Origin of the sequence: Xanthomonas sp. WHRI 7064 (assembly GCF_040202355.2) — a bacterium.
Classification (GTDB): domain Bacteria; phylum Pseudomonadota; class Gammaproteobacteria; order Xanthomonadales; family Xanthomonadaceae; genus Xanthomonas; species Xanthomonas arboricola.
Genome location: NZ_CP167821.1, coordinates 4,508,150 through 4,528,033, shown reverse-complemented (window position 1 = coordinate 4,528,033; position 19,884 = coordinate 4,508,150). Strand labels below are relative to the sequence as shown.

The following is a 19,884-nucleotide window of genomic DNA, read 5'->3' as shown; positions in this document are numbered from 1 at the left end:
CTCGCGTGCAGGTCGTGTCCAACGCATCGACTGCGTCGCTACCGCTGACGAACGATGCACCACATCCACGTAGGAGCGTGCCTGCGCGCGACGAGGCTTTATCGGTAACGCCCGGTCGCGCGCAGGCACGCTCCTACGAAGGGCTCAGCGATCCTGTGTGGTAGGCGCGGGCTCGCCGTCCACATCGGCCTGGACGTCGGCTTCGAACAGATTCATCAGGTCGGCGCGTGCGTCGCGCGAGGTCTGGATCACCTTGGCTTCGTCGTCGTAGACCAGGTGCTGTCGATGCAGCAACTCTTCGTCGTGCTGGCGGAAGCGTTTGACGTGATCCTTGGCAACCGCCTCGCCCAGGCCGAGCGAGGTCAGCACGCGTTCGCTCAGTTCCAGGCTGGAGGCGAACACCTCGCGGAACGGTTCGGCTCCCAGGTCCATCAGTTTCCAGGCGTGCTGGCGATTGCGTGCACGTGCCAGCACGGTGGCCTGCGGGTACAGGCGGCGGATCAGCCGCACCGTCTTGATGTTGGTGTCCGGGTCGTCCACCGCGATCACGAACACCTTGATGCGGTCGGCGCCGGCGGCGCGCAGCAGTTCCGGTCGCGTGGGGTCGCCGTAGTACAGCTGGCTGCCGAAGCGGCGCAAATCTTCCACGGTGTCCGGATTGTGTTCCAGCGCTACGAACGGCACATGCCGCGCGGTGAGCAGGCGCGCGACCACCTGACCGAAGCGGCCCATGCCGGCGACCAGCACCTTGGGCGTCTGCGCATCGATGGTGTCGAACGGGCGGTCGGACTTGGGCGCATGCAGCCGCAGCGGCCCGTTGAGGATGCGCTGCATGCCCAGCAGCAACAGCGGCGTCAGTGCCATCGACACGCCGACGACGGCCACCAGCCGGTCGTGGTTGGCGCGCTCCAGCAAGCCGACCCGATCGGCCTCGTTGAACACCACGAAGGCGAATTCGCCACCCAGCCACAACACGCTGCCCAGCATCAGGCTGCTGCGCAGCGGCAACTTCGCCACGCTGCCGATGCCGACCAGCAGCGAGAACTTGACCACCAGCAGGATCGCCACGCCGCCGGCGATCAGGCCTGGCTCGGCGACCACCCGGTTCAGATCGATGCCCATGCCGACCGAGATGAAGAACAGCCCCAGCAGCAATCCTTCGAACGGCTCGATCTGCGATTCGAGCTCATGGCGGAATTCCGAATCGGCCAGCAGCACGCCGGCGATGAAGGCGCCCAGGCTGGCGCTCAATCCGGCTTCCTGCATGATCCAGGCGGTGCCCAGCACCACCAGCAGGGCGCTGGCGGTGAACACTTCCGGCATGCGCGTGCGCGCCACCACGTTGAACAGATGGCGCAGCACGAAGCGCCCGCACAGGATCACCAGCGCCAGTGCCGCGACCGCCTTGGCCACGTCGGGCCATGCCAGCGTGGCGTTCTTGCTGCCGCCGAGCAGCGGAATGGCCGCCAGCAACGGAATGGCGATCAGATCCTGGAACAGCAGGATGGCGAACGCCAGGCGCCCGTAGTCGCTATTGAGCGCCTTGCGCTCGGCCAGCAGCTGCAGGCCCACCGCGGTGGACGACAACGCCAGCGCCACGCCGACGATCAACGCGCTCTTCCAGCCCAGGTTGCCGAGCATCAGCAGGCCACCCAGGATCAGCGTGGTCACCACCACCTGGGTGGCGCCGGCACCGAACACCGAATGACGCATCACCTTCAGGCGGGCCGGCGACAGTTCCAGGCCGATCACGAACAGCAGCATCACCACGCCGATCTCGGCCGCGCCGCTGATGCGCTCGGCATCCTGCACCACGCCCACGCCATCGGGCCCGAGCACCACACCGGCGACCAGATAGGCCAACACCGCGCCCAGGCCGAAGCGCTTGAACACCGGCACCGCCACGATGGCGGCCAGCATCAGCACCAGAGCCAGTTCTAGACCACCGCTATGCATGCACGTTCTCCGTTGAGGTTCGCATTATGCCGCCCGCGGTCGGCTGCTGGCCTGGATCGGCGTGCGCTGCGTGCAACTGTGTGGATTGGCGGTGTGCTCTGGTTCGGTGATGCAAGCCGGCAGCACCACATCGCGGGCAGCAATGCGCCACGTCGTCCGCATGACTGAGCTGCATGTCGCCACGTCGTTCCGCATTGCACGCGTGCACGCCGCCGCCGTTGCAGGCGATGACCCACGGTCCTGGTCGGTCGCGCACGGCCGGTCGTCGGGTGCAGTGCAGTCGCTTGTCGACATGACAGGCCCGGCGTTGTGGCGTCCGCCTGGACGCCCGCTGAGCATGGCCTGCGCAGGGCATTGACCAAGCGGGCGCAGGCGCGCAGACTGCGCCGCGCTGCCGCCCGGATCACCGGCCGGTACGCACTTTTCGGAGCCCTTACTCATGTCCAGCGACAGTCACCCTAGACCCGGGTCGATGACCCAGCTGGCGCACGCCTGAGGCTCAGGTTCGCCGGCTGTCATCGACGACGGTCGTCACCAGGCGAACCACCATGTACAACGAAACCCTGCGCCTTGCCCAAGGCGTCGATGCCTTGATCGCACCCATCGCCGACTTCAACACGGCCGATGCGGTGGAATACCTCAACACCCTCGACCGCGATGAGGCCGCACAGGTGCTGGCCGCGCTGCCGCAGCCGCGTGCGGTGAAATTGCTCGAACAGCCCGAGCTGCATGCCGCCAGCGCGCTGGTCGCGCTGCTGCCGGCCGAGCAGGCCGCCTCCCTGCTCGGGCAGATGGCCGACGACCGCGCCACCGACATTTTCCATGGCCTGGATGCCGAGCAGCGCCAGCCGCTGCTGTGGCTGCTCAGTGCCGAGGCGCGGCTGTCGATCCAGGCGTTGATGCGCTACCCGCCCAATACCGCCGGCGCGCTGATGACCACCGAGTTCGTGGCGGTGCCGGCCGACTGGACGGTGGGCCGCACGCTGCAGCACATCCGCGAGGTGGAGCGCAGTCGCGAGACGGTCTATGCGATCTATCTGCTCGACCCGCACAGCCGCGTGCTGACCCAGGTGGTCACCATGCGCCGGCTGATCACCGGCGCGCCGGAGGCGCCGATCCTGGAGGTGGCACAGGTCAACCCGCCGGTCACGGTAGACCCGGCGCTGGACCAGGAAGAAGTCGCCCGCCTGATCCGCCGCCACGACCTGCTGGCGATCCCGGTGGTGGATGCGCATGGCCATGTGCTCGGCATCGTCACCGTGGACGATGTGCTGGACGCATTGATCGCCGAATCCACCGAGGACGTGCACAAGTTCGGCGGCATGGAAGCGCTGGACAAGCCCTACATGCAGATCGGCTTCGGCCAGATGATCAAGAAGCGCGCCGGTTGGCTGAGCGTGCTGTTCCTGGGCGAAATGCTCACCGCCAGCGCGATGCAGCACTTCGAGGACGAGCTGTCCAAGGCGGTGGTGCTGACCCTGTTCATTCCGCTGATCATGAGCTCGGGCGGCAACTCCGGCTCGCAGGCCACCTCGCTGCTGATCCGCTCGCTGGCACTGCGCGAGCTGCGCCTGGGCGACTGGTGGAAGGTGGCGCTGCGCGAGCTGCCGACCGGGCTCACCCTGGGCACCATCCTGGGCATCCTGGCGATCGTGCGCATCACCATCTGGCAGACCGCCGGCCTGTACGACTACGGCCCGCACTGGCAGATGGTGGCGCTGACCATCGGCGCAGCGCTGATCGGCATCGTCACCTTCGGCTCGCTGTCCGGCTCGATGCTGCCGTTCGTGCTGCAACGGCTCGGCTTCGACCCGGCCAGCGCCTCGGCGCCGTTCGTGGCCACGCTGGTGGATGTCACCGGGCTGGTGATCTATTTCAGCATTGCCGCCGCAATCCTCAGCGGCACCTTGTTGTAGCGCAGCGGGCGGGGCGCGCGGAAGTTGCGCCCCGCCGTGCCCTGGATGAGGACCGCGATGGTCGAGGTGCCGCAGGTGTTGCGGCACCTCTGACCGGATGGCTGACGCCGCGGACCGGCAGCCGGCGTAGCGCGGCGTGTGCAGGCTCAGGCCGTAGCGGCTGGTCTACCGCGCATCGCTGCGCGGCAGGCCATGCAGCGATGCGTAGCACGGGCGCGGGTCAGAAGGTCACATACAGCGTGGCACGCAGGTTGCGTCCCGGTTCGCTGTAGCGGCCGATGCCGTCGTCGGTGGCATAGCCGTACAGATAGAAATCGCCGCGGGTGACATTGCGGATGCGCGCCCACTGGTAGTAGCGCTCGTCGAACAGGTTGTAGACGCCGAGATTGACGCGCACGTGCGCGTTAAAGCGGTAGCTGCCGAACAGGTCGACCACGCTGTAGGCGTCGCTGAGGAACGGCTCGGCCGCAGCGCCGAAGATGTCGTTCTCGACATTGACGTCCTTGGCTTTCTTGGCCAGCGCGTGGGTGATGTTGGCGGTGACACGCAGGCGCTCGTCCAGGCCCTGCCAGCTCAGGCCGAGCACGCCGCGATCCGGATTGATGCTGTCCAGCGGGCGGCCATCTTCCAGCTCACCCTGGTTGTGGGTCCATGCCGCGCGCAGCAGCCAGGCATCGCCGAGCTTGAACTGCGCATCCAGTTCCACGCCCTTGACCTCGACCTGGCCGACGTTGAGCAGCGTGGTGTAGGCGTAGCCGTTGCGCGTGCTGCACACGCCGCGGGTGCAGGTCTGGTAGAGCGTGCCGGCATCGGTGGTGACGGTCTCGCTCTGGATGAAGTCGTCGTAGCGGTCGCGGAACACCGACAGGCCGACGCGCGCCCAGTCGCTCTCCCAGCGCCAGCCCAGTTCCAGGTTGAGGCTGCGCTCGGCGTCGAGCGCGGGATTGGCGGCCACCGTCGGCACGTTGACCGTGGCACCGGTGTCCAGTCGGGTCAGTGCGGTGATGCTGGTCGGGGCGTACATCTCGGCGGTGGTCGGCGCACGGAAGCCGCGCCCGGCCTGGAACCACAGCGTCTGCTGCGGGGTGAAGGCGTAGCTGATGCCGGCCTGCCAGGTCGGTGCGGCGAAGGTCACCTCGCGCACCGTGCCGGTGACATCGACGAAGGTGGACGACAGCGTCGGCGCGTAGCGGTAGTGGTCGTAGCGCGCACCCAGGGTGAGCTGCAGGCGGTCGTCGAGCAGGCCGATGCGGTCGCGCAGGTACACGCTCCAGGTGTCGGCATCGGTCTTGGGTACCTGCGCCGGGTCGACGGTGGCGGTGTCCAGCGTGCCGGCGTTGTTCCAGCGGTAGTCGATCGCGCTGAAGTCGATGCTGCGGCGCTGCCAGGCCGCCCCGTACAGCAGCGCTTGCGACCAGCCGCTGCCATGCAGCTGCTTGTCGAAGTCGACCGCGAGGCGGTCCAGGGTCTGCTCGGTGTCGCGGTCCTCGGCACGGCGGCATGGCAGCGCCACCGTGCAGCGCGTGGTGGCGGCGGTGGCCGGCGTGCTCGAGCTGCCACTCTGGGTGAGGATGCGGGTGGTGCCGCGGCTGTCGGTCTGCTGGCGGTCGAGCTGCGCCTCCAGGGTGTCGAACAAGGCGTTGTCGGCCTTCCAGAGGTAGCGCAGGCCGTAGCGGTCACGGTCGTTGCTGTCCTCGCCGATGCGCTCGGCGTAGCTGGGTGCGCTGACACGGCTGAGGTTGTCGACCCGGTTCTGCGAGCGGTTGCGTTCGTACACCACGCCGACGCGGTGCTGTGCGTTCGGCACCACGTCGAGCTTGGCCAGCACGTTGTCGCTCTGGCTGTCGACCGGGTCGGGCGTGCGCCGCGCGCTGCCGGTGTCGATGTCGGTGCTGGAATACCAGCCCTCGGATTCGTGGCCCTCGCGGCGGGTGTAGCTCAGCATCGATTCAACGATGCCGCTGCGGTTGGCGACGGTGAGGTTGCCGAGCAATTGGTCGTTATGCCCGGTGTAGCCGGTCTTCAGGCCGACATAGCTGTCGTTGCCCTGGGCCTTGAGGTAGTCGTAGGGGTCCTTGGTGGTGAACACCACCGCGCCACCGAGCGCGCCGCTGCCGGCGCTGATGGAGTCGGCGCCCTTGACGATGTCCACCTGCTTGAGCGAATCGACGTCCACGCCGCCGCGGCCAGCGCGGAAGAACTCGTAGTCGCGCGCGGTCTCCACGCCCTCGGCCATCGACAGGCCATCGATGGTCATCGCCACCCGGTCGCCTTCCAGGCCACGGATGTTGAAGCCGTTCTCGCCGAAGCGGCCCATGTCGGCGATGCTCACGCCGGGGATGTAGCGCATCAGGTCTTCCATGCTCTCGGCCTGTTCCTGCTGCAGCTGCGCGGTGTCGAGGGTGGTGACGTTCTGGTTGCTGGAGGCGCGCTTGTCGCGCGCGGCCTTCACTTCGACCGGGTCGAAGGTGGTGGCGTCGGCGGGTGCCTGTTCGGCATGCAGCGGGAAGGCCAGGCCGGCGGCGATCGCCAGGGCCAGCAGGGTCGGTGTCGAGGTCATCGTGAAGTCCACAGTCAGGAAAGGGGAAGGGGCGCCGGAAGGCGCGGACCTGGCTGCGGGCGGCAAGAGCGGTCGCGTGGCTGGGTGGGCCCGCCGGTGGCGGGCCAGGGGGGCGGGCGGCAAGGCCCGCGTCGGGAGGTCAGTCGGCCCGGGCCGGCGTGGTGGCCGGCGCAGTCGCAGGTGCGGGCGGCGGCAACGCGGCATCGCCGGCATCGACCACGCCGTCGTGGTTGCGGTCGACGCGGGCGAAGGTGCGCAGGCCCGAGGCCTGGTACTCGGCAAAGCTCATGCGCTGGTCCTTGTCGGTGTCGAGCACGGTGAAACGCACATGCACCTGGCGGTCGTCGGCCTGTTCGAGCGCGGTGAGGCGACGGTTGAGGCGGTCTTCGAATTCCACCCGGTACTCTTCCGGCGACAGCGCCGCGTTGCGGTCGGTATCGGCACTGGCGAACTGTGCCGTGCGCAGGTCTGCGTATTCCTTGCGGCCCACCTTGCCGTCGCCGTTTTCGTCGTACAGCGCGAGAAAGCCCTCGGCCGAGCCGCTGTCGGGCATGCCCGGGCGGCCGCCGTCGCGGTCGAAGGCCTGCGTCCGATCGGCAGGCGCATCCTTGGCCGCTGCCGCCAGCGCCGCCTGGCCGCGCGTCCAGTCCTGCGCGCCGGCCGCGTCGAATTCGGCGCGCGACACCTGCCCGTCGCCATCGGCGTCCAGGGCGGCAAAGCGGGTCCGGCCCTGTGCCGCCTGTGCGCCGCGTTCCTGCTCCAGCGCACGTTGGCGGCGCTGGCGGAACTCGGCCACGTATTCGTCCTCGTCGACGCTGCCGTCCTGGTTGCGGTCGGTGGCGTCGAAGCGGGCGCGGCGGAAGGCCGCGAAGTCGGCGGTGGTGATGCGGCCGTCGCGGTCGTCGTCATGCTGGGTGATGAAGGCCTGCACGTTGTTGCCGTGACCGCCGAGCAACGGGCGCGGGTCAGATTGGGCGAGAGCGGTGGCAGGAAGTAACAGCGCGCACAGATACGCGCCGGCCAGGGAGCCAGTGTTCATGGATTGCCTCTTGAGGGGAGAAACGGTGCCGGGCCGTGGCGCTGGCTGGGCCTGCAGGTGGAGTGCGGTGCCGGGCGGATGGCCGCGCCGGTAGTGTCATGCTGCCAGGGCGATGCAACCGCGGTTAGCGGTTGCGCAACGCTATTGTTCGAGCACCTGGAAGGTGAGCGTGGTGCTGTTGCTGTATTCGCGCACCGGGGCATCGGCCGGGGCCGGGGTGCGGTGACGGGTCAGCGCCAACCAGGTGCCGGCGCGGTCCAGCTTCAAGGTCGCGCGGCCCGCGGCGTCGGTGGTCACGCTGACCTGCGTCGGCTTGCGGTCGGAGGTCCACACCGCCTCGCTGATGTCCACGCTCTGCCTGGCCAGCGGCAAGCCGTCGTACTGCACCGTGAAGGCGAAGCTCTCGCCGACATACAGGTCGTTGGGGTGCGTCACCGGCACCAGTTCCAGCCCGCGGTTGCGCGGCGCCAGCGCGCGGCGATCGGGCTTGCCGACGCTCAGATAGGTTTCCGCCAAAGTGCGCGACTGGAAGCTGGAGATCAGCGTGGCGCCCTTGGGCATGGCTACGTTGGGGTCGCGCACGGTCTGCCGCTTGCCGTCCAGCTCCCAGGTGCGGAACTGCGCCCCCACGCGCAGGCCGCTGCTGACCCGGTAGGTGCCGGGCTGTTTGCCCAGGGTGTGTTCGAGCACGGTGCGAGTGTCGAGCGCCTGCACCCGGGCCGGTTCCACATCGCGGCCGTCGGGCCCGGTGATGCTGAAGTGGCTCTGGTCGAAGGCCGCTTCCGGGACGAAGAAGGTCTCGGCGAAGGCTGCGTCCAGGGTCACCGTCTGGCCGGGCTGGGGCGCGAAGGTATTGGGTGCCAGATAAGGGGTATGCGCAGAGGCGGAGGCAGCGAGCAGCAGCGCCGACAAGGTCAGCAGTTTCATGGGGGGCCCTGTTCCGAGTAAGTCGCTGGCGGAGGGGCGCGGGGCGGCGCAGGAAGCTGGCTGACCACGGGATATTAACGAAAATGGGAATCGTTCACAACAATGGCAGACGTTGTGTCGCGCTTTTCCGCCGCGTGATCGATGACGTGCGCTCGGGCCGACGTGTACCGTGTCCGTTTCCCGTCGTCTCTCTTAGCCATGAGTACCTACCACCTGCAGCAGGTCTTTCGTCCCACCACCGTGGCGGTGGTCGGCGGCAGTCCGCGCGATCGCTCGGCCGGGCGGGCGGTGGTGCGCAACCTGCGCGCGGCCGGATTTCCCGGGCAGATCGGCTGGGTGAGCCCGCGCTACAGCGAGATCGATGGCGTGCGCACGGTGGCGCGGCTGACCGATCTGCCCTGGGTGCCGGACCTGGTGGTGATCACCGCGCCGGCGCGCATCGTGCCGCGCATCGTGTCGATCGCGGCGCGGCGCGGGGTGGCCGCAGCGATCATCCTCACCGCCGGACTGGGCAACGGCCCCGGCTCGCCAGCCGCGCGCATGGAGGCGGCCGCGCGCGCCAAGGGCATGCGCATCCTCGGCCCGCACTGCCTGGGCGTGATCGCCCCGCATGCGCGGCTCAATGCCAGCATCGCCGCGCATTGCCCGCAGGCCGGCGACCTGGCGCTGATCTCCGAATCCAGCGCGATTGCCGCAGCCTTGGTGGAATGGGGCGTGGCGCGCTCGGTGGGGTTCTCGGCGGTGGTGTCGCTGGGCGATACGCTGGATGTGGATTTCGGCGATCTGCTCGACTACTTCGCCACCGACTACCGTACCCGCGCGATCCTGCTGTACGTCGAACGCATCGGCGATGCGCGCAAGTTCATGTCGGCCGCACGCGCCGCCGCGCGCGCCAAGCCGGTGGTGGTGGTCAAGTCCGGGCGTCAGTTCCGCATCAATCCCAATGCCGACACCCACGCGCAGGCGTTGGCCGGCTCGGACGCGGTGTATGGCGCGGCATTCGCACGTGCCGGCCTGTTGCGGGTGGGCGCGCTGGACGAATTGTTCGCCGCCGCCGAAACCCTGGGCCGGCTCGGCAGTTTTCCCGGCCGGCGGCTGGCCATCCTCAGCAACGGCGGCGGGGTGGGGCAGCTGGCGGTGGACCAGCTGGTGCTGCGCGGCGGCACCCTGGCCGAGCTGTCGTCCAAGACCCTGGAGCGGCTGGATCAGTCGCTGCCGCAGGGCTGGTCGCGCAGCAATCCGGTCGACATCATCGTCGATGCCGACGGGCCGCGTTATGCGGCGGCGATCGAAGCCTTGCTGGACGACCCGGAGAACGACGCGCTGCTGGTGGTCAACGTGCCCACCGCGTTCACCTCCTCGGCCGATGCGGCCAAGGCGCTGACCCGCGCGCTGGACCAACGCAACCGCTACCAGCGCGAAAAGCCGGTGTTTGCGGTATGGCTGGGCCAGGACGATGCGGCGATTGCCGCGCTCAATGCAGCGCGCGTGCCCACCTATGCCACCGAGTCGGACGCGGTGCGCGGCTTCACCCACCTGGTGCGCTACCGCGAGGCGCAGGCGGCATTGATGGAGACCCCGCCCAGCCTGCCGGAAGATTTCGTGGTGGATGCGGGCATCGCCCGCGCGGTGGTCGACGACGCCCTGGCCGCCGGTCGGCGCTGGTTGGACCCGGTCGCCACCAACCGCCTGCTGGCCGCCTACGGCATCCCGATCGTGCCGCTGCAGGTGGCCGCCACCGCCAACGAGGCCGCATTGCTGGCCGACCCGTTACTGGCCGTCGGCCGCACGGTGACCTTGAAGGTGCTGTCCAGCGACATCGCGCACAAGTCCGATGTCGATGGCGTGCGCCTGAACCTGTCCAGCGTGGCGGCGGTGCGCGAAGCGGCGACCGGCATCCTGGCGCGTGCGCGCGCCGCGCACCCCAATGCGCTGATCGAAGGGGTGATCGTGCAGCCCACCGTGCTGCGGCCCAAGGCGCGCGAATTGATCGCCGGGATCGCCGACGACCCGGTGTTCGGCCCGGCGATCGTGTTCGGCCGCGGCGGCACCGCGGTGGAAGTGATCAACGACCGTGAGCTGGCGTTGCCGCCGCTGGATCTGCGCCTGGCCCACGAGCTGATCGGGCGCACGCGGGTGTCGCGCATCCTCAAGGCCTACCGCGACGTGCCGGCCGCGGACGAGCGCGCGGTGGCGCTGGTGCTGGTCAAGCTGGCGCAGCTGGCCGCCGACATCCCCGAAATCACCGAGCTGGACATCAACCCGCTGCTGGCCGACCGCGATGGCGTGATCGCGCTGGACGCGCGCGTGGCGGTGGCGCCGGCGCGCAAGCTGCACAAGGGCCGCGGCCATCCGCGCTTTGCGATCTTTCCGTATCCGAAGGAATGGGAGCGCCAGATCGGGCTGGGCGATGGCACGCATGCGCTGGTGCGCCCGGTGCGCCCGGAAGACGATGCGCTGTTCCGCGCGTTCTTCGCACGGGTCACCGACGAAGACCTGCGGCTGCGCTTCTTCCAGTCGGTCAAGCATTTCAGCCACGAGTTCATCGCGCGGCTGACCCAGCTCGATTACGCGCGCTCGATCGCGCTGGTGGCCATCGACCCCAAGACCGGCGACATGCTCGGCGCGGTGCGGCTGCATGCCGACGCCGACTACGAGCGCGGCGAATACGGCATCCTGATCCGCTCCGACCTCAAGGGCCACGGCATCGGCTGGCAGCTGATGCGCATCATGATCGAGTACGCGCGCTGGCTGGGCCTGAAGCAGATCGAAGGCCAGGTGCTGCGCGAGAACCGCACCATGCTGGCAATGTGCCAGAGCCTGGGCTTCGGGGTCCGCCCGGATCCGGACGATGCGACCCTGATGGCGGTGACACTCCCTATAATGGGCGAGCCACGCCCGGCCTGACCTAGCGTCACGCCGCGGTCCCCCATCCTCCACCGCATGCCGGATCTGCCGGGCCTCGCCCTGGCCGGTTGCTTCGGCTGTCGTCTCGGCCCGCCTGGGAGTGTCAATGTTCCGCGATTTCAGAATGTCGTTTTTGGTCACAGCGATCTGCCTGGGCCTGGCTGCCTGGTGGGGTCATACCTCCTCGATGGGTATCTGGCAGGCGCTGTGGCTGTGCCTGGTGCTGAGCGTGCTGGAGGTGTCGTTGTCGTTCGACAACGCGGTGGTCAACGCCGGTGTGCTCAAGCACATGAACGCGTTCTGGCAGAAGCTGTTCCTCACCGTCGGCATCCTGATCGCGGTGTTCGGCATGCGCCTGGTGTTTCCGATCGTGATCGTGTCGGTGGCCACCGGCATGGGCCTGGTGCCGGTGATGCAGATGGCGCTGAAGGAGCCCGACCGCTACAGCCAGGTGCTGACCGACAACTACCCGTCCATCGCCGCCTTCGGAGGCATGTTCCTGCTGCTGGTGTTCCTGAACTTCCTGTTCGACCAGGAGCGCAAGCTGCACTGGCTCGGCCCGGTGGAAAGGCTGGTCGGCAAGCTGGGCAAGGCCGATGCGATGTCGGTGATCGTGGCGGTGACGGTGCTGCTGGGCACCAAGCTGTTCCTGCCCGAGGCCATCTTCCAGAGCGTGCTGTTCGCCGGCCTGGGCGGCATCCTGCTGTACCTGCTGGTCGGCAGCGTGGATGCCTTGTTCGAGTCCGAAGAGAGCGAAGACGGCATGGGCCCGGCCAAGCGCTCGGGCATTGCCGCCTTCCTGTACCTGGAAGTGCTGGACGCCTCGTTCTCGTTCGACGGGGTGATCGGTGCGTTCGCGATCACCCGCGATGTGGTCATCATCATGCTGGGCCTGGCGATCGGCGCGATGTTCGTGCGTTCGATGACGGTCTATCTGGTGCACAAGGGCACGCTGGACGAATTCGTGTTCCTGGAGCACGGCGCCCATTACGCCATCGGCGTGCTGGCGATCATCATGCTGGTCGGCACCGTGTACCACGTGCCGGAAGTGCTGACCGGCCTAATCGGCGTGGCCTTCATCGCCGCCTCGGTGTGGTCGTCGATCCGCTACCGCAAGCGCCACCACATCGGCCCGACCGAGATCTGATTCCTGCGCATGGGCAGCGCGCAAGGCGTCACGCCGTTTACTTGAGAGCGGCTGACAGTGCCTTCGTGGCCACCGGACGGCGCGGCTTGTCGGTGGCTTGGCTGCATGCCTTTGCACGCCCAACCTCGACGCTGTGGGTTTGCAGCAGGGCCCTTGCCCGCCCACCATCGCAGGACACGCCGCAAGTACGTCCTTGTAGGCTCTTACGCGGCATCCATGCCGCGTAAGGTCCCGCGACGGTGGGCGGACAAGGACCTGTCGAGATGGTCGGTGTGCACGGTTTTCAACAAAGCGGCCAGCCATCTTTCTGGTGCGGTGTCCTCGCCGATTGCGGGACCGTGTGGCGGCATGGATGCCGCCACCGAGCCCCCAGGGGCGGGTTCATGGCGTGTCCCTCGAGCGATGAGGGCGCCGCGCCCTCGACCCGACGTCGGCAGCGGCGAGTTCCTCCAGTGCCGGTGTCAGGGCAGGCGCCCCAGGCGTGCGGTGCCGCCTGAGGCAGGGATCGCATAACTGTAACCAGCTTCAGTGTCGATGGGTGTCGCAGCCAACCCAACCGGACCCAACTGATCGGCAGAATTGCCGGTTTGGGCCTTGACTGCGCAGTCCAATTGGACGGGTTCGCAGCCCCGCGCCGACCGTTCGTCAGACAGTGCTTTGTGCTGTAAGGGTTTTCGCGATTTTCCTACATTTGGTGTTGACCCCTCCGGGTGACCCCACTATCTTGGGGGAGTCGGTGGTTGGTCGCCCCAAGGCGTCCGGACCAGTGAGAGCATGATTTGCAGCAGGTTGCCAATCAAACGCCTCTCCGCGGCGGCAGCAACGAACGATCACAGCCATCCGGGCGTCGCCTGGAGCGGGCGGCGTGGTCTCGTTGCGCCGCGGTTGTTTCGCCACCGACCACTGCGCGACAGCACACCGCGCGGTGGCGGCCGTGGAATCTCCGGTAAGGAGATGGCTGGTGAAGGCGATGCCGCCGCAGACCGTGGGTCTTGCGTGCTGGTCGTCGCGCACCGCCATCGCTGTCCAGGGAATCCGGATCCGGCCGCAACCCGTCCCCAGCCGGGTTCGTGTGCCTACGCATGGAGGACGCATGACCACCAACGACACCCTTGCCGCGATCGCCGCCGGTACCGCAACACCCACCAGCGTTCCCGCCAGTGTCAGCGCGCCCGGTTGCGGCGCGCCGGAATTGACCGACCCGTCGGACATCGTGCCGCCTCCCCGCCAAGCCATTGCAATGCACGCACAGACCATCGAAGAACAAGCCGTCGCCACCTGGATCACCAAGGAAGCCGGCAACCGCCGGATCCCGTTCGAGCCGGAGCGCCTGGAGCGCGCCATCGACCAGATCCATGCCGAATTCCCGCAGCTGGACGTGGCCGACTACAAGCGCTCGGTGTTCGGCTTCGTCGACCGCAAGGACAGCGTCAACGCTGACGACCTGGTCGACCACCTGATCCGCGAGGCCGAGGCCCGCGTCGATCTGACCACCCCGGAGTGGGAGCACTTTGCCGCGCGCCTGTACCTGCGCCGCCTGTACAAGCGCGCCAGCCGCAACCGTTTCTACGACGCCAGCCAGAAGTACGGCTCGTTCGTCGGCCTGCAGGAGAGCCTGGCCGACCGCAATGTCTATTCCAACGACATCCTGCGCCGCTACTCCAAGGACGAGCTGATCGAAGCCGGCAAGATGATCGAGCCCGAGCGCGACAAGCTGTTCGCCTACAACGGCCTGTACCTGCTGGCCACGCGTTACCTGGCCACCGACAACTCGCGCGGCGTGTTCGAGCTGCCGCAGGAGCGTTGGCTGACCATCGCGCTGTACCTGATGCAGGACGAGATCGGCAACGGCAAGGGCAGCCGCGAGCGCCGCATGCAGTTGGTCGGCGAGGCCTACTGGGCGCTGTCCAACCTGTACATGACCGTGGCCACTCCGACCCTGGCCAACGCCGGCAAGGTCGGCGGCCAGCTGTCGAGCTGCTTCATCGACACCGTCGACGACAGCCTGCAGGGCATCTACGACTCCAACACCGACGTGGCGCGCGTGTCCAAGCACGGCGGCGGCGTGGGCGCGTATTTGGGCTATGTGCGTTCGTCCGGTTCGGCGATCCGCGGCGTGTCCAATTCCTCCGGCGGCGTGGTGCCGTGGATCAAGCAGCTCAACAACACTGCGGTGTCGGTGGATCAGCTGGGCCAGCGCAAGGGCGCCATCGCGGTCTATCTGGACATCTTCCACCGCGACATCGAGTCGTTCCTGGATCTGCGCCTGAACAACGGCGACCAGCGCCTGCGTGCGCACGACGTGTTCACCTCGGTGTGCATCCCCGACCTGTTCATGGAAGCGGTCGAGCGTCGTGGCGACTGGTACCTGTTCGATCCGCACGAAGTGAAGCGGATCAAGGGCTGGTACCTGCAGGACTTCTACGACGAGAAGAAGGGCGACGCCAACAGCAGCTTCCGTCGCAAGTACGAGGAAGTGGTTGCCGACGAGCGCATCACCCGCAAGACGGTCAAGGCGATCGAGATCTTTAAGCGGATCATGGTCAGCCAGCTGGAAACCGGCAACCCGTTCATGTTCTATCGCGATGAAGTCAATCGCAAGAACCCGAACAAGCACGAGGGCATGGTCTATTCGTCCAACCTGTGCACCGAGATCCTGCAGAACATGAGCCCGACGCGGATGATGCAGGAGATCATCAGCGGCAATCAGATCGTCACCACCAAGAAGGCCGGCGACTTCGTCGTGTGCAACCTGTCCTCGATCAACCTGGGCCGCGCGATCACCGTGCAGGCAGACCAGGCCGATCTGCTGGGCGCCGACGTGCTGGAGCGCTTGATTCCGATCCAGGTGCGCATGCTCGACAACGTGATCGATCTGAATCAGTTGCCGGTGCCGCAGGCCACCATCACCAACCAGAAGTACCGTGCCATCGGCCTGGGCACCTTCGGCTGGCACCATCTGCTGGCGCAGAAGTCCATCCACTGGAATGCCAAGGAAGCCGAGGACTACAGCGACGAGCTGTACGAGCGCATCAACTATCTGACCGTCCAGGCGAGCATGGAGCTGGCCAAGGAAAAGGGCACCTACAGCGTGTTCCGTGGCAGCGACTGGCACACCGGCGAGTACTTCCGTGCGCGCGACTACAACAGCCCGCAGTGGCTGGAGCTGTCCGCACAGGTGGCCGTCAACGGCGTGCGCAATGCCTGGATGCTGGCGGTTGCGCCGAACATGAGCACCGCGCAGATCGCCGGTTCCACCGCCTCGATCGACCCGATCTACAGCGCGTTCTACTACGAAGAGAAGAAGGACTTCCGTCGTCCGGTCGCCGCACCTGGCCTGTCGCTGGAAACCTGGCCGTACTACGAAAAGGGCGCCTACAAGGTCGACCAGTTCGCCAGCGTACGTCAGAACGCGCGTCGCCAGCGGCATATCGATCAGTCGATCAGCTTCAACTTCTACGTGCCCAGCACCATCCGTGCGAGCACCTTGCTGGACCTGCACATGACGGCCTGGCGCGAAGGCCTGAAGACCACGTACTACGTGCGCTCCAACGACATCGACATCAGCGAATGCGAGTGGTGTTCGAGCTAAAGCGCATGCAGTAGCTAAGCGCATTCGCGCTTCGCTTCCACGGTTCGCGTTGCGAACCGTGGACCCTGCTTCACCAGCTCCCACACCCCGCGCCTTCGGCGCGCCCCCTGACTCAGGGGGCTTTCCTCCAGATTGATTTGTTGCGCCGCCGTACGCGCGACGCCTGAAACACGAGTAGAGACCCATGTCCGCAACACCGCTTGAGCGCATCAAGATCCTGGAGCCGCGTCACCCGAACCGCTCCACCGCTATCATCAATGGCGAAACCTCCGGCATCCTCAACTGGAACGACATCCCGTACCCGTCCTTCTATCGGGCCTACAAGGAGCTGTCGACCAACTTCTGGATCCCCGACGAAGTGGACATGAAGGGCGACGCGCGCCAGTACAACGAGCTGTCGGCGCGCGAGAAGAATGCCTACGACTCGATCATAGGCCTGCTGGCCACGCTGGATTCGCCGCAGACGCGCTTCATCTACAACGTCGCCGAATACATCACCGACCCGGCCGCGCACGCCAATGCCGCGATCATCGGCCAGCAGGAAGTGATCCATAACGAGAGCTACAGCTACGTGCTGGCCTCGATCACCGGCCTGGCCGATCAGAACCGCGTGTTCGAGATCGCGCGCACGCATCCGACCATCATCAAGCGCAATGCGCCGATCATGGGCGCCTACGAAGACTTCATGCGCGACAAGACGGCCGAAACGCTGATCCGCGCGCTGATCCAGTCCTCGATCCTGGAAGGCATCAACTTCTATTCCGGCTTTGCGTATTTCTACAATCTGGTCCGCCAGAACCGCATGACCGGCACCGGCAAGATCATCAGCTTCATCAACCGCGACGAGCTGGCCCACTCAAAGTTCATCAGCGAGCTGATTCGCGCCATCATCGGCGAGAACCAGGCATTGCAGGGCGACCAGCTCACCGATTACGTGCACAAGGCCTTCGAGCACGCGATCGACCTGGAAACGGTGTGGACGGCCGAAGTGCTGGACGGCATCGACGGCATCGACGTCGACGAGATGATCCGCTACGTGAAGTACCGCGCCAACAAGATGGCCGGCATGCTCGGCATCGAGAAGCTGTACGAAGGCGCCAACGACAACGTGATGCCGTGGATCAAGGCCTACGCCGACAACTTCACCGAAACCAAGACCGACTTCTTCGAGATGCGCAATGCCTCGTACAAGAAGACCAACTCGGATAACGGCTTCGACGATCTGTGAGGAGCCGGGACTAGGTATTCGGGATTTGGGATTCGCCGCAGCCGCATCGATGCGCTTTACGAATCATCAAGATCCGGGATTGGAGAGTGGGTAGGCGGGATTTGCAACAGCAACTTGATGGGCTTTGACGAATCTCCACTTCGACTCTCCAATCCCTGCTTTAGACGAATCCCTAATCACGACTCCCGAATCCCCGCCTCATGAACATCCTGCTCGCACTGGCCTCGTTGAGCGGCAACACGCGCGATGTCGCGCGCAGTGTTGCACTGCGCTGCGAAGCGGCCGGGCATGCGGTGACCTGGGTGGAAACCGATGTGCAGACGCTGGCGCAGGTGCCGCATGCGCCGGGGCAGTACGAACTGTTTCTGCTCGGTAGCTGGACCGACAACGGCGGCCGTACGCCGGCAGAGATGAAACGCTTCATCGTCGAATTGGTCGAGACGCTGGGCAAGCCGCCGCGGGTGGCGGTGTTCGGCACCGGCGAAACGCAGTGGGGCGAGGACTATTTTTGCGGCGCGGTGCATCGCATCGCCCATTTCTTCGCTAGCCCGTTTCCGCGTTTGACCATCGAACAGATGCCCCACGGCCAGCGCGACGCGCAGGCCATCGCCGCCTGGACCGACGAGGTCCTGGCCCAATGCAAGAACGATCCCCATGATGCAGACCATTACCGTCACGTCGCCTGAGCACTACACCGCCACCCTGGCCGCGCATCCGCGCGCGCTGGTGGATTTCTACAAGGACAACTGCCCCGGCTGCCGCATGCTCGACATGTCGCTGGACAAGTTCGCCAACAGCGATGCCGCCGAAGGTGTGGCCTTGTTGAAGGTCAAGCTGGAAGTGGTGGGCGAGGAGTTCTTCCGCGACCTGGGCCTGCGCCAGACCCCGACCCTGGCGCTGTACCGCGATGGCAGCGAGGTGGCGCGCCTGCCCGGCTTCCAGTCGCCGGCGCAGGTGGAAACCGCGGTCAAGACCAGCCTCTGAGCCACCGTGGCGCGCAGCCGCCTGCGCGCCTGCGGTTGCCCGTCATCGCATCGGAAAGGTGGCTGCATGCCGCCTAAGCGAGCGAGACGCAATCTGATGCTCCCGTAGGAGCGGCCCCGGCCGCGACCGCCGTCCCGATAAACCCCATCGTGCGCGCTGCGGTACACGACAGCCACGCCGTATGCCGGCCACCGGCCGACCCGCCCACGGCAGCCGCGCGCAAGCGCAGTGCAGCGCCTGCGTCGGCAAGATGGCTGCCCATCACCACTGCGCTACGTTCCGGCGTACGCCGCTGCGGCTGACCGCCTATCCTGTGGGTGCCAGGCTGCTGCAATCGCCCTGGCGCGCAGCGACCCCTTTCCCTGGAAACCCCCATGTCAGACAGCCTGCAGACCCAGCCACCGATCGAAGTCCGCATGGCCGAGATCGTGTTTCCCAACCACACCAACCACATGGGCACGCTGTTCGGTGGGCAGGCGCTGGCATGGATGGACAAGGCCGCATTCCTGGCCGCATCGCGCTATGCGCGGCGTTCGGTAGTCACTGCACGCTCGGACCAGGTGGATTTCAAGCTGCCGATCCGCCAGGGCCAGATGGTGGAAACCATCGCGCGGGTGGTGTCGGTGGGGCGCAGTTCGATCAAAGTGGAAGTGGAACTGATCGCCGAAGACCTGCTCAGCGGGGCGCGCGAGCTGTGCACCCGCGGCCACTTCGTGATGATCGCGCTCGGCGACGACGGCAAGCCGACCACGGTGCCGCCGCTGCCAGCCGTCAGCAGCTGACGGCGTTTATTCCTCGACCTCGCGGTCCTCGCGTTTGGTTTCCGCCATCGCCTCGGGCTCCAGCTCTTCGGCGCTGCGATTGAGTTTGACGAATACGCCCCAGGCAATCAGCAACAGCGCCGCGCACAGGCCCACCGCCGCCGCATACGGCAGCTTGGCCGGGTCGTCGTGCATCAGCTCGAAGATCGACACCAGCGTTTCGATCGCCAGCGCAATCACGATCACCACGAAGAACCGCGACAGGTAGCGGCGCACGCGCGTGGGACCGCTGACCTTGACGTCGCGCAGGATCTCTTCCTCGAAGATGGTCTGGCCCAGCTCCAGCGTCACCAGCGCCACGGTGAGCAGGCCGATCGCCTCCAGCACCACGTTGAAGCGGTCGCGCACCACCATGTCGCCGCCCGGGGTAAAGCCATGCCACAGCTCCAGCCCGGCCATCGCCACCAGACCCGCCGCGCACAGCACAAAAAATGCCAGGATCACGAAGTGACCGGCACGGAACAGGTGGCTGAGCAGTTTCATCGGCGGCGACATGGGCGAGGGGATGCAGAGCATCGTGCGCACCGCGTCGTGATGGCGCGAAGGCAATGGCAATGCCCATGTCGGCGGTGGCGCGTTGCGGCGATGTCGCCTTGCAGTGGTCATGCGTTGGCACTGCAACGCATGCGCCTGATCGAAGCAGGCATCAGGAGTCAGCTTCTTTCCGAAGACCGCTTCAACGATCAGCGCCGAAAGGGCGCCAATCAGCCGCGACAAGGGTGGAGGTGCCAGAGAGGCGGACGGCGCTACACAAAAAGCCGTCCGCTCCAGGTCGCAGCCCTTCCCCCGCCGGGGAAGGTGCCCGCA

At 66.7% G+C, this 19,884-nt stretch carries 13 protein-coding genes; 8 read left to right on the top strand and 5 right to left on the bottom strand.

Annotation, left to right across the window (positions count from 1 at the left end; all coding sequences use genetic code 11):
• Nucleotides 1-144 precede the first annotated feature (144 nt).
• Entirely contained in the window at nt 145-1,956 is a 1,812-nt protein-coding gene (locus tag ABQY74_RS19295; protein WP_349794012.1) for a monovalent cation:proton antiporter-2 (CPA2) family protein, read from the bottom strand.
• A gap of 548 nt (nt 1,957-2,504) precedes the next feature.
• Between ABQY74_RS19295 and mgtE the strand changes: the two genes are divergently transcribed.
• Entirely contained in the window at nt 2,505-3,872 is a 1,368-nt protein-coding gene (gene mgtE / locus ABQY74_RS19290; protein WP_039521126.1) for a magnesium transporter, read from the top strand.
• Nucleotides 3,873-4,092: 220 nt separating this feature from the next.
• Here the strand turns inward: mgtE and ABQY74_RS19285 are convergent, their stop codons facing one another.
• From ABQY74_RS19285 to ABQY74_RS19275, 3 genes are all read right to left on the bottom strand, one after another.
• Nucleotides 4,093-6,432 carry a TonB-dependent hemoglobin/transferrin/lactoferrin family receptor gene (locus tag ABQY74_RS19285; protein WP_104608776.1) on the bottom strand — a complete coding sequence of 780 codons (2,340 nt, stop codon included), beginning with the start codon at nt 6,430-6,432 and terminating at the stop codon, nt 4,093-4,095.
• Between the two features lie 139 nt (nt 6,433-6,571).
• Nucleotides 6,572-7,471, bottom strand: a complete 900-nt coding sequence (locus tag ABQY74_RS19280; RefSeq protein WP_349794015.1) for an EF-hand domain-containing protein — start codon at nt 7,469-7,471, stop codon at nt 6,572-6,574.
• A gap of 141 nt (nt 7,472-7,612) precedes the next feature.
• On the bottom strand, nt 7,613-8,398 hold the full coding sequence (locus tag ABQY74_RS19275) for a DUF4198 domain-containing protein (protein WP_349794017.1): 786 nt from the start codon (nt 8,396-8,398) through the stop codon (nt 7,613-7,615).
• Between the two features lie 198 nt (nt 8,399-8,596).
• Here ABQY74_RS19275 and ABQY74_RS19270 point away from each other — a divergent pair, with 198 nt between their 5' ends.
• From ABQY74_RS19270 to ABQY74_RS19240, 7 genes are all read left to right on the top strand, one after another.
• Nucleotides 8,597-11,305, top strand: coding sequence for a bifunctional acetate--CoA ligase family protein/GNAT family N-acetyltransferase (locus tag ABQY74_RS19270; RefSeq protein ID WP_184231458.1), 2,709 nt, complete (start codon nt 8,597-8,599; stop codon nt 11,303-11,305).
• Between the two features lie 106 nt (nt 11,306-11,411).
• Nucleotides 11,412-12,452: a DUF475 domain-containing protein gene (locus ABQY74_RS19265; protein ID WP_102255111.1), complete on the top strand. Its 1,041-nt coding sequence runs from the start codon at nt 11,412-11,414 to the stop codon at nt 12,450-12,452.
• 1,093 nt (nt 12,453-13,545) lie between these two features.
• Complete coding sequence (locus ABQY74_RS19260) at nt 13,546-16,044, top strand: ribonucleoside-diphosphate reductase subunit alpha (RefSeq protein WP_024940692.1); 2,499 nt, start codon at nt 13,546-13,548, stop codon at nt 16,042-16,044.
• 184 nt (nt 16,045-16,228) lie between these two features.
• On the top strand, nt 16,229-17,272 hold the full coding sequence (locus ABQY74_RS19255) for a ribonucleotide-diphosphate reductase subunit beta (RefSeq protein WP_039521116.1): 1,044 nt from the start codon (nt 16,229-16,231) through the stop codon (nt 17,270-17,272).
• 200 nt (nt 17,273-17,472) lie between these two features.
• A complete protein-coding gene (locus tag ABQY74_RS19250) occupies nt 17,473-17,958 on the top strand; it encodes a flavodoxin (protein WP_349794022.1) in 486 nt (161 codons plus the stop codon).
• Entirely contained in the window at nt 17,930-18,256 is a 327-nt protein-coding gene (locus tag ABQY74_RS19245) for a thioredoxin family protein (protein ID WP_039514063.1), read from the top strand. Before ABQY74_RS19250 ends, ABQY74_RS19245 begins: the two co-directional genes overlap by 29 nt.
• Nucleotides 18,257-18,630: 374 nt before the next feature.
• Nucleotides 18,631-19,038 (top strand): acyl-CoA thioesterase, encoded by a 408-nt coding sequence (locus ABQY74_RS19240; RefSeq protein ID WP_104626514.1) that lies wholly within the window; start codon nt 18,631-18,633, stop codon nt 19,036-19,038.
• Between the two features lie 6 nt (nt 19,039-19,044).
• Here the strand turns inward: ABQY74_RS19240 and ABQY74_RS19235 are convergent, their stop codons facing one another.
• Nucleotides 19,045-19,560: a hypothetical protein gene (locus ABQY74_RS19235; protein WP_016903647.1), complete on the bottom strand. Its 516-nt coding sequence runs from the start codon at nt 19,558-19,560 to the stop codon at nt 19,045-19,047.
• Nucleotides 19,561-19,884: the final 324 nt, after the last annotated feature.

Excerpts from the sequence above, each read along its gene's own strand:
- ABQY74_RS19255 (WP_039521116.1), top strand. The coding sequence starts at position 16,229 with ATGTCCGCAACACCGCTTGAGCGCATCAAGATCCTGGAGCCGCGTCAC.
- ABQY74_RS19260 (WP_024940692.1), top strand. The coding sequence starts at position 13,546 with ATGACCACCAACGACACCCTTGCCGCGATCGCCGCCGGTACCGCAACA.
- ABQY74_RS19295 (WP_349794012.1), bottom strand. The coding sequence starts at position 1,956 with ATGCATAGCGGTGGTCTAGAACTGGCTCTGGTGCTGATGCTGGCCGCC.
- ABQY74_RS19280 (WP_349794015.1), bottom strand. The coding sequence starts at position 7,471 with ATGAACACTGGCTCCCTGGCCGGCGCGTATCTGTGCGCGCTGTTACTT.
- ABQY74_RS19265 (WP_102255111.1), top strand. The coding sequence starts at position 11,412 with ATGTTCCGCGATTTCAGAATGTCGTTTTTGGTCACAGCGATCTGCCTG.
- ABQY74_RS19270 (WP_184231458.1), top strand. The coding sequence starts at position 8,597 with ATGAGTACCTACCACCTGCAGCAGGTCTTTCGTCCCACCACCGTGGCG.
- mgtE (WP_039521126.1), top strand. The coding sequence starts at position 2,505 with ATGTACAACGAAACCCTGCGCCTTGCCCAAGGCGTCGATGCCTTGATC.
- ABQY74_RS19235 (WP_016903647.1), bottom strand. The coding sequence starts at position 19,560 with ATGAAACTGCTCAGCCACCTGTTCCGTGCCGGTCACTTCGTGATCCTG.
- ABQY74_RS19275 (WP_349794017.1), bottom strand. The coding sequence starts at position 8,398 with ATGAAACTGCTGACCTTGTCGGCGCTGCTGCTCGCTGCCTCCGCCTCT.
- ABQY74_RS19250 (WP_349794022.1), top strand. The coding sequence starts at position 17,473 with ATGAACATCCTGCTCGCACTGGCCTCGTTGAGCGGCAACACGCGCGAT.
- ABQY74_RS19285 (WP_104608776.1), bottom strand. The coding sequence starts at position 6,432 with ATGACCTCGACACCGACCCTGCTGGCCCTGGCGATCGCCGCCGGCCTG.
- ABQY74_RS19245 (WP_039514063.1), top strand. The coding sequence starts at position 17,930 with ATGCAGACCATTACCGTCACGTCGCCTGAGCACTACACCGCCACCCTG.
- ABQY74_RS19240 (WP_104626514.1), top strand. The coding sequence starts at position 18,631 with ATGTCAGACAGCCTGCAGACCCAGCCACCGATCGAAGTCCGCATGGCC.